Raw genomic sequence first — 12,878 nt, forward strand, 5'->3', positions numbered from 1 at the left:
GGCCCCAGCGTTTCCCCGTAACTGCCCGGATCCAACAGTGGCCCCGGACAATCCTTGCCACCTTCGCATCATGCGCCTGCCCCGCCAGGTGCCCATGCGTCATACCCTCCTGCGCCCTTTCAGGCGCCAGCGTAAGGACACTCCCATGCTCGACATCCAAGCAACGGACAATGCCGTCCCGTCGTCCCGTTCCACCACCTCATCCCCCCGCAACCGCGACAAATTCACTCCCGAGGTCCGCAAAGGCCTCCTGGGCCTTGGCCTGGGCAACGCCCTCGAATGGTACGACTGGATGGTTTTCGGCCTCCTGTCGGCCTTCATCGGACCCAACTTCTTCCCCAATACCGAGCCCCTCTCCGCCACCTTGAACGCGCTGGCCGTGTTCGCCGTCGGATTCGCTTTCAGGCCACTGGGCGGCATCCTGCTCGGGACGCTGGCGGACCGCATCGGCCGCCGCCGCGTGATGCTGCTGTCCATCATGCTGATGGCCGGCACCACCCTGGTCATTGCCATTACCCCGAGCTACGCCACCATCGGCGCCTGGTCCGGCATCATCCTGGTGGCGTGCCGGGTCCTGCAGGGCATATCCACCGGCATCGAAGCCCCTCTGTCCACGTCCCACGCCGTTGAACTGGCTCCGGAGGGCCGCGAAGGCTACGTGGCCGGCATCATGTCCTTCTACGTCAACATCGGCATCCTGCTCGCCTCCCTGGTCAGCTTCGTCTGCAGCCTGGCGATCGGCGGAGCTGCGATGGGGGAGTGGGGCTGGCGTGTCCCGTTCATCATCGGTGCCCTGTTCGGCTTCGTGGTGCTCTACCTGCGGCGTTCGCTGCCCGAAACACTCAAGGAAGAAGAGCGCGCCGCCAACACCGCCAAGACTGTGTGGTCCGGTGTGGGCAAGCACTGGCTCTCCGTCCTGGCCATCATCTTCGTCGTGGGTGCCGCCCAGGCCTACAACTACGCCTGGAACGTGGGCCTGCCCAGTGCGGCCCGCAGCGGCTTCAAGGAAGACCCCACTGCCGTCTTCGCCCTGACCACCGTCCTGGGCGTCATCCTGGTGGCGGGCAGCTGGATCATCGGCAAGCTGGCCGACGGCCGGTCAATGTCCCGCTGGTTCCTGGTGACCCGCGTCCTGGCCATCCCGTCCGTGTTCCTCATGCTCCTGTACGTCCAGCCCGGCATCGGCGGATTCGCAGCAGTCCTGCTGGGCGGCTCGATCGTCCTGGTCCTGAACATGACCCTCTACAACGTGGTCAGCTCCTCCCTGATGCCCAAGAACATCCGTGGCACCGGCGTGGCCCTGGGCTATGGCATTGGCGTCGCTGTCTTCGGCGGAACCGCCTCCTACCTCCTGGTGTGGCTGCAGTCATTGAACCTGACCTGGGTCTTCCCGGTCTATGTAGCCGTCCTGTCCCTCCTCAGCATTGTTTTCTACCTCGCCGCCCGCCGCTCCAACGGCATCTTCGTCGGAAAGTAAGGACTTCCCCATGAACACGCTCGAACTCAGCACTACAACGGCGGACCTCACCGCCCCGGTGATCTCCCGGTCCAATGTCCTGGTGGTTGGTGGTGGCCCCGCAGGTGTGGCCGCGGCCGTCACCGCCGCCCGCTCCGGCGCCAAGGTGACCCTGCTGGAGCGCTACTCCTCCCTGGGCGGCCTGGCCTCCGGCGGCATGGTGCTGGTCCTGGACGACATGATCAACGGCCAGGACATCACCGTGACCGGCATCGTGTCCGAATACGTGGAACGGCTGCAGAAACTGGGCCTGGCCATCGTCCCGCCCGCCGAAGACCGCCGCACCTCGGAGGAACTGTGGAACAAGTGGGGCCGCTTCGGCACCTTCGACTTCCACTCCCACACCACCCCCAAACCCATCTGCTACGCCGCCGCGTTCGACCCTGACGGGTGGAAGCGGGTCTCCAACGACCTGGTCCGTGAGGCCGGCGTGGAACTGCGGCTGCACTCCTGGTTCTCCCGCCCCATCGTGGACAACGGCGTGATCAAGGGCGTGGTCTGCGAAACCAAGCTTGGCCCGCAGGCCTTCATGGCGGACGTGGTCATCGACACCACCGGCGACATCGATGTTGCCTCCCGCGCCGGGGCCAGCTACGCCAAGGACAACTACCTCATCACCCTGGTTTTCCGGCTGGGCAACGTGGACACGGCAGCCGCCGAGGCCTTCGAACAGGCCAACCCCAAGGAAGCCCGCGCCATCAACCGGAAGATCAAGCGCCTGTTGGGCGGTGCCTGGGAACTGTGGTGGCTGAAGACCCCCATCGACGGCGTGGTCTGGTGCAACGCCCCGCACATGACCGGATACGACGGCGTGGACCCGGCGGACATGACCGCCGCGGAATTCGCCGCCCGGGACAAGATCTCCGAGGCCGTCGACTATGTCCGCGCCAACCTGCCCGGCTTCGAGAAGTGCTACATGCTGGACGTCGCCTCCCAGATGGGTGTCCGCCAGACCCGCCTGCTGCAGGGCGAGTACGTCATGACCAAGGACGACGTCACCTCCCGCCGCCACTTCCAGGACAGCGTGGCCCGCGGCCGCGACTACTACTACCCCTACCGCTCACTGCTGCCCAAGGAAGTGGACCAGCTGCTGGTGGCCGGCCGCCACTACTCCGCCACCCCCGAAGCGCAGAAGATGTCCCGCGAAATCCCGCCCTGCATGGCCATGGGCCAGGCCGTCGGCGTCGCCGCAGCCCTCGCCGTCGAATCGGGCGTGCTGGTCCGCGACGTGGCGGCAGCGGACATCCAGCAGGGCATGCGCCGGCACGGCGCCGACCCCGGCGACGTCCCGTCGTCGAACGCCACCATCGATTCCGATGCGGCGGTGCCGGCATGAGCGCGGCAACGGCAGAGCGGGTGGAGGAACTTACGACGGCGGCAGGCGCCAAGGCTGCTGAGTCACCGGTGCCCCTTCCGCTGGAAGGCATCCGGATCGTGGACTTCACCCAGGTGTTCATGGGCCCGTCCTGCACCCAGCTGCTGGGCGACTACGGCGCGGACATCATCAAGGTGGAACGTCCCGGAGCAGGCGACATCTCCCGCAATTCCTTCCCGGACCAGGACGGCCAGGACAACCCGATCTTCCTGTCCATTAACCGCAACAAGCGCAGCGTCTCCGTGGACACCCGGACCGACGAAGGCCGTGAGGTGCTGCACCGGCTCCTGGCCGACGCCGACGTGGTGGTCAGCAACTTCCGCTCCGGCGTGATGGAGCGGATGGGCTTCGGCTACGAGGACCTGAAAGCGCAGAACCCGGGCATCGTCTGGGCCTCCGGCACCGGCTTCGGCCCCGTGGGACCGTACTCGCACAAGGGCGGCCAGGACGCCATCGCCCAGGCCTACTCCGGCGTGATGTGGCGCCGCGAGTCGGATGACCAGAAGCCGGCCATCTACCCCACCACCCTCTGCGACTACATCACGGGCATGCACCTCATGCAGGGCATCCTGCTGGCGCTGCGCACCCGGCAGGCATCGGGAGTGGGCCAGAAGGTGGAGGTGACCATGTACGACTCCATGCTGCACCTGCAGATGCAGGAGGCCTGCATGCAGCTCAACCGCGGCTACGAGGTCAACTGGGGTGCCATGCCGCTGAGCGGCGTCTTCGAAACCACCGATGGCGCCGTGTGCATGGTGGGCGGCTTCACCCCTGACCCACTGGCCCGGATCTCCGACGCCCTGGGCCTGGACGAGGACCTCACCGAACGGCCCGGGTTCGCTACGCTGGAGCAGCAGTTCAAGAACAAGCCCGCGCTGCAGGCCATCTTCCGGGAGCACTTCGCCAGCAACACCACCGAGTACTGGACCGGGAAACTGGAAGAACAGGGGCTGCTCAACGCCCCCGTCCACACCCTGGAACAGGCGCTCGCCGACGCCCAGACCGAGGCAAACGGCATGATCGTGGAAGCGGAACACCCGCGCGTGGGAACGGTGAAAATGCTCAACGCCCCCATCCGGCTCTCCGCCACCCCGCCCACCATCCGCCGCGCGGCACCGCGCCTGGGCGAGCACAATGTGGAGGTCCTGCTGGAGAACGGGTTCGACCGGGACACCATTGAGCGTCTCCAGCAGCTGGGGGTCCTGCGGTGACGGCCGTGGCGCAGCGGGTTGACGAGGTCACCCTGAGGATCAATGACGGCGTTGCAACCGTCACCATCGACCGGCAGCACGTCCTGAACGCCGTGGACGGGACCGCCTGGGAGCGGCTCAACCGGATCTGGGAACAGCTCGAACAGGATCCGTCCGTGCGGGCCGTGGTGGTCACCGGTGCCGGGTCCAAAGCCTTCTGCGTCGGAGCCGACATGTCCGCCTCGGCGGTGGACAAGACGGGACTGGAGTACTGGGCCGGCCTGGACCCCAACGGTTTCGGCGGATTGAGCCTGCGCACCACCCTGGACGTCCCCGTCATCGCCAGGGTCAACGGCTACGCCTTGGGCGGCGGCATGGAAATGGTCCTCGGCGCGGACATTGTGGTGGCCGCGGACAGCGCCAGGTTTGGACTGACGGAGCCCCGGGTGGGGCGGTTGGCGCTCGACGGTGGCATCCACCAGCTGGTGCGCCGCGTCCCCTACACCCAGGCCATGGGCATGCTGCTCACGGGCCGGAAAGCCGACGCCGCCGAGATGCGGGCCATGGGCCTGGTCAACGAGGTGGTTCCGGCTGCTGAGCTCGACGACGCCGTGCAGCGCTGGCTGGACCAGATCCTCGCCTGCGCACCCACCTCCGTCCGGGCGGTCAAGCAGATGGCCGTCCGGACTTCGCACCTGACGGCCGCCGAAGCGCGCGGCCTGCGCCTCCCGGCACTTATGGCCGCGCTGGACAGCGGCGACTCCGCAGAGGGAGTCCGCGCCTTCCAGGAAAAACGGCCGCCCGTGTGGCCCGGCTGCTGACTACCCGTTTCCCCCTCAGAGTTCCACTAATAGAAGGACCACTCATGCCGCAATCCGTCGCGCCTGAAAATCGTGAATCACTTGCCCCCGGCGTCTGGGTCGTCGTTGCCACCCCGTTCCAGGGCAGCACCCTGGACGTGGACCTGGACAGCCTCTCGGACCTCGTGGAACGCTACGAAACCATTGGCGCCACGGGCCTGACCGTCCTTGGCGTTTTCGGGGAAGCAGCTGCCCTGACGGGGGAGGAACGCCGCCAGGTCCTGGAAATCGCCGTCGAATGCACCGGGCTGCCACTGGTGGTGGGGGTAACCGCCCTGGCCACCCGTCCGGCCATTGAGGAAATCCGTGCGGCCCAGCAGATCGCCGGCCCCCGGCTCGCCGCGGTGATGGTGCAGGCCAACTCGGCAAAACCGGACGTCGTTGCTGCGCATCTGGACGCCATCCACCGGGCCACGGGAGCCAAGGTAGTACTCCAGGACTACCCCCTGGCCAGCGGTGTTGCCATTCCCACCGCAGCTCTGGTCACCGCAGTCAAGGCAAGCCCCTGCGTCATCGCCATCAAGGCGGAGGCGCCTCCTACCAGCGTCGCCATCGCAGAGCTCACCGCCGCTACAGGGGTCTCCGTGTTCGGCGGACTCGGTGGCCAGGGCCTGCTGGACGAACTCCTGGCCGGCGCGGCAGGTGCCATGACCGGTTTCTCTTACCCGGAGGCGCTTATCGCGTGCGTCCGGGCCTGGCAGCGCGAAGGCTACGCAGCCGCGGCCGCCCAACTGGTGCCGTACTTGCCGCTCATCAACTTCGAGCAGCAGGCCAGGGTGGCGCTGGCCATCCGCAAGGAGTGCCTCCGCGAACGGGGCTGGATCCGGGATGCAGGAGTCCGGGCGCCGTCGGGCGTTTTCCCGGAACACCTGCGCCATGCCATGGAGGTCCATCTCCGCGAAGCGGACGTCGCCTTGAAGATGGGCACGCCTTTGAGCCGGACCGGGAGCCTCTGATGGACCTGGACATATCCGGCAGGACGGCGCTCGTGGCGGCTTCCACCGGCGGGCTGGGGCTCGCCGTGGCGCGGGCGCTGGCCGCGGAAGGGGCCAAGGTTGCCATTGTGGGCAGGCGGCGGGACCGGGCGCAGGAGATCGTGGCAGAACTTGAGGCGGCGTATGGTGGCCTTCCCGGCTTCGGGGCTACCGCCGTCGAAGCCGACCTCACCGCCCCTGGGGGCGTTGAGGAGGCCGTAGCGAAGACCGAATCAGGGTTGGGACCCATCGACATCCTGGTCCTCAACGGCCCCGGACCCAAGCCCGGCGCCGCTGCCACCCTGGGCTCCGGGGACATCTCCGCGGCGTTCGACACCCTGGTCAGGCCGCACCAGGCTATCGTGTCCCACACCCTGCCGGGCATGCGCGAACGGCGGTGGGGGAGGATCCTGGCGATCGGCTCCAGCGGCGTGGCCGCGCCGCTGCCCAACCTGGCAATCTCCAACACCGGCCGCGCCGCGCTGGCCGCCTACCTCAAGACCCTGGCGGCAGAGGTGGCGCTGGATGGCGTCACGGTCAACCTGCTCCTGCCCGGCAGGATCGCCACCGACCGGGTCACCGAACTGGACCAGGCAGCGGCCAAACGCCGCGGCACCACGCTGGAGGAGATCCGGCTCGAATCCCGCAAAACCATCCCCGCGCGGCGGTATGGGGAACCCGCCGAATTCGGTGCCGCTGCCGCCTTCCTGTGCAGCGCACCGGCGTCGTACATCACCGGCGTGGCACTGCGGTGCGACGGCGGCCTCATCCGCAGCCTCTAGCCCACCCACCCTCGTCCGAAGGAACACCATGACTTCCACCGCACTTGACCCCGGTACCACTACGCACGCACACCTGACCGCCCAGCACCTCATCAACGGCCAGTGGCTGGGCCAGGCGGGAACCCGGCGCATGAACCCCGCCCGGCCGGACGAACTGGCGGCACTCTCACCCAGCGGCACCGCCCAGGACGTGGACGCGGCCATCACCGCCGCCGCAGCGGCGCAACCAGGTTGGGCCGCGCTGCCCGCCCCTTCCCGCGGCGCCATCCTCCTGGCCGCCGGGAACCTGCTGATCGAACGCCAGGCCGCGATTGCCGAGGACCTGGTGCGCGAGGAAGGCAAGACCCTGGCCGAAGCCAAAGGTGAGGTGAAGCGCGCTTCCGACGTGCTGCGCTTCTTCGGCTCGCTCGGCTGGGCAGCCAGCGGCGAAGTGCTGCCCAGCGGCCTGCCGGACACCACCATCACCACCCGCCGCGAACCGCTCGGCGTGGTGGGCCTCATCACCCCCTGGAACTTCCCCATCGCCATCCCCGCCTGGAAAACGGCGCCGGCGCTGATCAGCGGCAACGCGGTGGTGATCAAGCCCGCTGAGCTCACACCGCTCTCCGCCACCCATCTGGCCCGCGCCCTGCAGGATGCGGGACTGCCGGCCGGCGTCTTCAACGTGGTGCACGGCAAGGGCCGCGTGGTGGGTGATGCCCTGGCCCGTGATCCGCGCATTACCGGGATGTCCTTTACCGGGTCCACCCACGTGGGCCTGGGCCTGCAGGAGATCCTCAACGGCCGGCGAGCCCGGGTGCAGCTGGAAATGGGAGGCAAGAACGGCGTCCTGGTCCTGGACGATGCCGATCCCCGCAAGGCAGCACAGGTGGTTGCCGCCGGCGCCTTCGGCCTCACCGGCCAGGCCTGCACCGCCACGTCCCGCGTGTACGTCACCCCCGGCGTACGGTCAGCTTTCCTGGACGCGCTGGTGGCGGAGGCTGCCAAGTACACGCCGGGTGACGGGCTTGAATCAGCTATGGGCGCCGTGGTGAGCCCCCAGCAGTTCGAGCAGGACCAGGCGGCGGTGCGCGGCGCCGTCGAACGTGGTGCCACTCTCCTGCACGGACAGTACGACGGCGATTCCTCCGACGCGTTGTTCTTTCCCGCCGCCGTGCTCACCAACCTGGCCCTCGACGATCCCGCCGTGACCGAAGAGATCTTCGGACCGGTGGTGGCCGTCCTGGAGGTCCCCGATTACGAAGCAGGCCTGGCAGCCATCAACGATTCCCGGTACGGCCTCACCGCCGGCATCTGCACCGACTCCCTCGCGCTGGCAACGGATTTCGCGGCGCGGGCCCAGGCCGGCGTCATCAAGGTCAACCGGCCCACGGCAGGCCTGGACCTCAATGTTCCCTTCGGCGGCGTCAAGGACTCCTCCACCAACACCTTCCGGGAGCAGGGCCGGTCCGCCCTGGAATTCTTCACGTGGGGCAAGACCGTCTACACGGGCGTCTAGCTCCATGACGTACGTGATCGCCCAGCCCTGTGTGGACGTGAAGGACAAGGCGTGCATCCAGGAATGCCCTGTCGACTGCATCTACGAGGGCGAGCGCTCTTTGTACATCCATCCGGCAGAATGCGTGGACTGCGGGGCCTGCGACCCCGTCTGTCCTGTTGAAGCCATCTACTACTCCGACGACGTGCCGGAGGAATGGGCCGACTACGTCAGGGCGAACGTGGAGTTCTTCTCCGACCTGGGGTCACCGCAGGGGGCGTCGGCCCTGGGGAACCTGCACCGGGACCACCCGGTGATAGCAGGGGAACCCGTTCCTGCCCTGTAGCACCCAGCACTTCCCTTCAATGGCCGTCAAGCCCTTCGCTTGGCGGCCATTGCTGCGTTTAAACCCCGTGCTTCACTCTTCTTACAACGCTGTTGCTTTTGGTGCAATGAAGGCTTTGCGTGCGGGCTGCGAACCAAGCTGCGGAGATCGCGGTTGAGGTGGCCGCTACATCGGCGATTAATCATTAAGAAACCTATTGACTGTGTTGCGCGTCACCGCCTATCTTGAAACAACCACGTTGCAAGCAATGCAACTCCAACTTTTATTGGTGGTTTCATGAGTACCGAACAAAACTCACCCGGGGCAGGAGTGGTTGCCGCTGACGCCAACCCTTCGGCCCGGGCAGGCCAGGGCGCGGGCAGTGCTGTGGCCGGCAAGGACGTACGACGCCGGGTCGTCACCGCCAGCTTCATCGGCAACTTCGTCGAATGGTTCGATTACGCGGTGTACGGCTATCTGGCCGCAGTTATTTCCTCAGTGTTCTTCCCCGAAGCCGACCGGCAGACCGCGCTGCTGGCCACCTTCGCCGTCTTTGCCATCTCGTTCTTCGTCCGTCCCCTGGGCGGCTTCTTCTGGGGCCACATCGGCGACAAGCTCGGCCGGCGCAAAGCCCTGTCCCTGTCCATCGTCATTATGTCCGTCTCCACGTTCTGCATCGCCCTCATCCCGGGCTACGGAACCATCGGACTGCTGGCCCCGGTCCTGCTGCTGCTGGTCCGCGTGGTCCAGGGCTTCTCGGCCGCGGGGGAGTACGCCGGGGCGTCGGCCTTCCTGGTGGAATACGCGCCGGCCCATCGCCGCGGCCTCTACGCCGCCGTCGTCCCTGCCAGCACCGCGGCAGGCCTGCTCCTGGGCTCACTGATCGCGGCGCTCCTCAGCTCGGTCCTGAGCACTGACCAACTGCACGAGTGGGGCTGGCGGCTGCCGTTCCTGCTGGCGGCTCCCATGGGCCTGATCGGCCGCTATATCCGCACCAAGCTGGAGGACACCCCGGCCTTCCGCGCCCTGGCTGACCAGGAGGAATCCGCTCCCAAGGCACCGGCGCTGGACATGTTCCGGACCTACCGCAAGCAGCTCATCATCGCCTGCGGCGCCGTGCTGCTCAACGCGGTCGGGTTCTACGTCATCCTCAGCTACATGCCCACGTACCTCTCCGAGGAACTGGGCTTTGGACCCACCGAGTCCTTCCTTGCCACCACCATCGCCCTGGCCAGCTACATCGGCTTCATCTTCCTGACCGGCATCGCGTCGGACCGCTTCGGCCGCAAGCGCATGCTGATCACCGCGTCAGTGCTGTTCATGCTGCTGACCGTTCCCGCCTTCATGCTGCTGGACACCGGCAACTTCCTGGTGATCGTGCTGATCCAGATCCTGCTGGGCGGCATGCTCACACTGAACGACGGAACGCTGCCCAGCTTCCTGGCGGAACTGTTCCCCACCAAGGTCCGGTACAGCGGCTTCGCCGTCAGCTTCAACCTCTCCAACGCCCTGTTCGGCGGCACCGCCCCGTTCATGGCCACCCTTCTGATCGGCATGACGCAGAGCAAGCTGGCGCCCGGCTGGTACCTCGTGGCCGCCGCTGCCGTGTCCCTCACGGCGGTGCTGTTCGCCGCCGAGACGTCGCGGAAGCCCCTCAAGCACCTCTGACCAAGAGGTCTCCACAAACCATCCTCATTACGCAAACCAACACCGGCTGCACATCAGCGGCCGGCACCCATTAGAAAGGCACATCTTCGTGACTATCACCGCTGACAACGCGTCCTCCATCGCCGAACTCGAGCGCCTCAAGGTCCTGCACATCGGTTCCAAGGGCAAGCTCACGTTCTCTGACGCGGAGTTCGAGCGCCGCCTCGGCGGCTTGCGCCGGATCATGGCCGCCAAGGACCTGGACGCCGTTATCCTCACCAGCTACCACGGCATCAAGTACTACTCTGACTTCCTGTACACCACGTTCGGCCGCAACTACGCCCTCGTCGTCACCGCGGATGACTCGGTCACCGTCACCGCCAACATCGACGCCGGCATGCCGTGGCGCACCTCCTACGGCGAGAACATCGTCTACACCGACTGGCGCCGCGACAACTTCTACTTCGGCCTGCAGGAGGCATTGCGCCAGCGCGGCGTAAAGGCCAACCGGATCGGCGTCGAGGACGACTTCCTCCCCGGCCTGACCCGCGAAAAGATCGCCGCAGCCTTCCCCGGCGCCCAGCTGCTGGACGTTTCCCAGGACGCCATGCGCCAGCGCATGATCAAGTCCGCCGAGGAAATCGAGGTTATCAAGCACGGCGCCCGCATCGGCGACCTGGGCGGCGAGGCCATCCGCGCCGCCATCCGGGAAGGCATCAGCGAGTACGAGGTCGCCCTGATCGGCACCGAAGCGATGGTGCATGAGATCGCCAAGACTTTCCCCCACCGCGAAGTCCGCGACACCTGGGTCTGGTTCCAGTCCGGCATCAACACCGACGGCGCCCACAACTGGGCCACCACCCGCAAGCTGCAGCAGGGCGACATCCTCTCGCTGAACTGCTTCCCCATGACCTCCGGCTACTACACGGCCCTGGAGCGCACCCTCTTCCTGGGCCAGCCGGACGAGCGTTCGCTGGAACTGTGGAACATCAACGTGGAGGTGCACCGCCGCGGACTGGAACTCATCAAGCCCGGTGCCGTCTGCAAGGACATCGCCGCCGAACTTAACGAGATCTACATCAGCCACGGCCTGCTGGCCAACCGCACCTTCGGCTACGGCCACTCCTTCGGTGTCCTGAGCCACTACTACGGACGGGAAGCCGGGCTGGAACTGCGCGAGGACATCGACACCGTCCTGGAGCCCGGCATGGTGGTCTCCATGGAGCCCATGATCACGGTGGCGGACGGCCTGCCGGGCGCCGGCGGCTACCGCGAGCACGACATCCTGGTCATCGGCGAGGACAACTCGGTGGAAAACATCACCAAGTTCCCGTTCGGTCCGGAACACAACATCATCGGGGCATAAGCCCCGCCCCTGGAAGCGGCGCCGTGCAGCACGGCGCCGCTTTCGGCGTCCCCTGCCAGCGATAGGGAAAGATAGTGTCCACCATGACTCCTGCACAAACCTCCGACACCAACGGCAACGGAACCGGCGCCAGCGGCGGGACGGACGCCAAGGGCGCGTCCGTCGTCGTCAATGCCATCGCCGTCCTGCGCACCTTCACCGCGGACGAACCGCTGCTGGGGGTTACGGAAATCGCCAACCGCGTCGGCATGCACAAAAGCAGCGTTTCCCGGATCCTGGCAACCTTCGAGCAGGAAAACCTGGTGGAACGGGACCCGGAAACCAAGCGGTTCCGGCTGGGCCTGGGCCTGATCGCCGTCGCCGGGCCGCTCCTGGCGGAGATGGAGGAACGGCGCGTGGCCTATCCGGTCCTGCGCCAGTTGACCGAGCAGACCGGCGAAACCAGCGCCCTCATGCTGTGGAACGGGGATGAGGCCATTTGCGTCGAGCAAATCGCCAGCCACCACCAAATCAAGCACACCACGCCGCTGGGCGCCCGCTACCGCGACGCCATGAGCGCCTCCGTCCAGGTGTTCCTGTCCACGCTGCCCGCTGAGCGGGTGCGGGAACTGCTCCGGAGCGGCACCATCAGTTTTCCGGGACTGGACGACGCCGGGCTGGCGGCTTACGAGGCCAGGCTCCACGACGTTGCGCAGCGGGGATGGGCCGGGAACTACGGGGAATCATCCATGGACGAGGTGGGTGTGGCGGCGCCTGTCCGTGACCACCGCGGGGACGTGGTGGCTGCCGTCCTGATCCCGGCGCCCCGCTTCAGGGTGTCGAAGGAGCAGTTCGAAAGCCTCGGGGATGCCTGTGTGGCCGCAGCCGCCAAGGTCACCACGCGGCTGGGCGGCCGGCCTGCAACCTGATGTTGCCGTACCGGCCGCCCTTTTCCGCCGCGGAACGCCGTCCCCGCCGCAGGGGACCCTAGAACCAGGTGATGTAGGAGCCGGTGCGGCTCACATGGATCACGCCGCCCTGGTAGTTCTGGGCCACGCCCCCATCACCGCCCGTCGCGTACTCGTCACTGGTGGGGTAGCCGAGACGGCCCGATTCATAGCCCGTGGAGGCCCAGATGGATCGGATCGCGCCCAGGGAAACGTGGGCCCCTGTGGCTGGTGACCAGATGATGGCGCCGCCCTGGTAGTTCTGGTAGACGCCGCCGTCCCTGAGGCCGCCCACTTCATTCGTGACCGGGTAGCCGAGCTTACCGTTCTCGAATCCCGTGGCTGCCCAAGCTCCCCGGATTGCGCCTACGGAAATGTGGGCTCCTGTAGCCGGTGACCAGATGATGGCGCCGCCCTGGTAGTTCTGGTAGACGCCGCCG

The 12,878-nt window shown here is 66.9% G+C and carries 12 protein-coding genes; 11 read left to right on the forward strand and 1 reads right to left on the reverse strand.

Annotated elements, in window-relative coordinates; all coding sequences use genetic code 11:
• The first annotated feature begins 145 nt into the window (after positions 1 to 145).
• The 11 genes from RM50_RS11325 (at position 146) to RM50_RS11375 (ending at position 12,420) form a co-directional block, all read left to right on the forward strand.
• On the forward strand, positions 146 to 1,477 hold the full coding sequence (locus tag RM50_RS11325) for an MFS transporter (protein ID WP_043452614.1): 1,332 nt from the start codon (positions 146 to 148) through the stop codon (positions 1,475 to 1,477).
• Positions 1,478 to 1,487: 10 nt separating this feature from the next.
• Entirely contained in the window at positions 1,488 to 2,852 is a 1,365-nt protein-coding gene (locus RM50_RS11330) for an FAD-dependent oxidoreductase (protein WP_043452616.1), read from the forward strand.
• Positions 2,849 to 4,102: a CaiB/BaiF CoA transferase family protein gene (locus RM50_RS11335; protein ID WP_043452617.1), complete on the forward strand. Its 1,254-nt coding sequence runs from the start codon at positions 2,849 to 2,851 to the stop codon at positions 4,100 to 4,102. The genes RM50_RS11330 and RM50_RS11335 overlap by 4 nt, the downstream gene beginning before the upstream one ends.
• On the forward strand, positions 4,099 to 4,902 hold the full coding sequence (locus RM50_RS11340) for an enoyl-CoA hydratase-related protein (RefSeq protein WP_043452619.1): 804 nt from the start codon (positions 4,099 to 4,101) through the stop codon (positions 4,900 to 4,902). The genes RM50_RS11335 and RM50_RS11340 overlap by 4 nt, the downstream gene beginning before the upstream one ends.
• Positions 4,903 to 4,946: 44 nt before the next feature.
• Positions 4,947 to 5,897: a dihydrodipicolinate synthase family protein gene (locus RM50_RS11345; RefSeq protein WP_043452621.1), complete on the forward strand. Its 951-nt coding sequence runs from the start codon at positions 4,947 to 4,949 to the stop codon at positions 5,895 to 5,897.
• Positions 5,897 to 6,697 (forward strand): SDR family oxidoreductase, encoded by an 801-nt coding sequence (locus RM50_RS11350; protein WP_043452623.1) that lies wholly within the window; start codon positions 5,897 to 5,899, stop codon positions 6,695 to 6,697. Before RM50_RS11345 ends, RM50_RS11350 begins: the two co-directional genes overlap by 1 nt.
• Positions 6,698 to 6,725: 28 nt before the next feature.
• The gene (locus RM50_RS11355) at positions 6,726 to 8,195 is read left to right on the forward strand and encodes an aldehyde dehydrogenase family protein (RefSeq protein ID WP_043452624.1); all 1,470 of its coding nucleotides are present in this window, start codon (positions 6,726 to 6,728) and stop codon (positions 8,193 to 8,195) included.
• Between the two features lie 4 nt (positions 8,196 to 8,199).
• Positions 8,200 to 8,520, forward strand: coding sequence for a ferredoxin (gene fdxA, locus RM50_RS11360; protein WP_043452626.1), 321 nt, complete (start codon positions 8,200 to 8,202; stop codon positions 8,518 to 8,520).
• Between the two features lie 276 nt (positions 8,521 to 8,796).
• Positions 8,797 to 10,167, forward strand: a complete 1,371-nt coding sequence (locus RM50_RS11365) for an MFS transporter (protein WP_043452627.1) — start codon at positions 8,797 to 8,799, stop codon at positions 10,165 to 10,167.
• A gap of 88 nt (positions 10,168 to 10,255) precedes the next feature.
• Entirely contained in the window at positions 10,256 to 11,512 is a 1,257-nt protein-coding gene (locus tag RM50_RS11370) for an aminopeptidase P family protein (RefSeq protein ID WP_043452628.1), read from the forward strand.
• 83 nt (positions 11,513 to 11,595) lie between these two features.
• The gene (locus tag RM50_RS11375; RefSeq protein ID WP_043452661.1) at positions 11,596 to 12,420 is read left to right on the forward strand and encodes an IclR family transcriptional regulator; all 825 of its coding nucleotides are present in this window, start codon (positions 11,596 to 11,598) and stop codon (positions 12,418 to 12,420) included.
• A gap of 58 nt (positions 12,421 to 12,478) precedes the next feature.
• Here RM50_RS11375 and RM50_RS11380 read toward each other — a convergent pair.
• A partial coding sequence (locus RM50_RS11380; protein ID WP_430929405.1) for an LGFP repeat-containing protein occupies positions 12,479 to 12,878 on the reverse strand: 400 nt, incomplete at its 5' end.

This window comes from Pseudarthrobacter phenanthrenivorans (assembly GCF_000813845.1).
Taxonomy (GTDB): Bacteria; Actinomycetota; Actinomycetes; order Actinomycetales; family Micrococcaceae; genus Arthrobacter; species Arthrobacter phenanthrenivorans_B.

What these genes read in the sequence shown, in the direction of transcription:
- RM50_RS11325 (WP_043452614.1), top strand. Translation starts at nt 146, where the DNA reads ATGCTCGACATCCAAGCAACGGACAATGCCGTCCCGTCGTCCCGTTCC.
- RM50_RS11330 (WP_043452616.1), top strand. Translation starts at nt 1,488, where the DNA reads ATGAACACGCTCGAACTCAGCACTACAACGGCGGACCTCACCGCCCCG.
- RM50_RS11335 (WP_043452617.1), top strand. Translation starts at nt 2,849, where the DNA reads ATGAGCGCGGCAACGGCAGAGCGGGTGGAGGAACTTACGACGGCGGCA.
- RM50_RS11345 (WP_043452621.1), top strand. Translation starts at nt 4,947, where the DNA reads ATGCCGCAATCCGTCGCGCCTGAAAATCGTGAATCACTTGCCCCCGGC.
- RM50_RS11350 (WP_043452623.1), top strand. Translation starts at nt 5,897, where the DNA reads ATGGACCTGGACATATCCGGCAGGACGGCGCTCGTGGCGGCTTCCACC.
- RM50_RS11355 (WP_043452624.1), top strand. Translation starts at nt 6,726, where the DNA reads ATGACTTCCACCGCACTTGACCCCGGTACCACTACGCACGCACACCTG.
- fdxA (WP_043452626.1), top strand. Translation starts at nt 8,200, where the DNA reads ATGACGTACGTGATCGCCCAGCCCTGTGTGGACGTGAAGGACAAGGCG.
- RM50_RS11365 (WP_043452627.1), top strand. Translation starts at nt 8,797, where the DNA reads ATGAGTACCGAACAAAACTCACCCGGGGCAGGAGTGGTTGCCGCTGAC.
- RM50_RS11375 (WP_043452661.1), top strand. Translation starts at nt 11,596, where the DNA reads ATGACTCCTGCACAAACCTCCGACACCAACGGCAACGGAACCGGCGCC.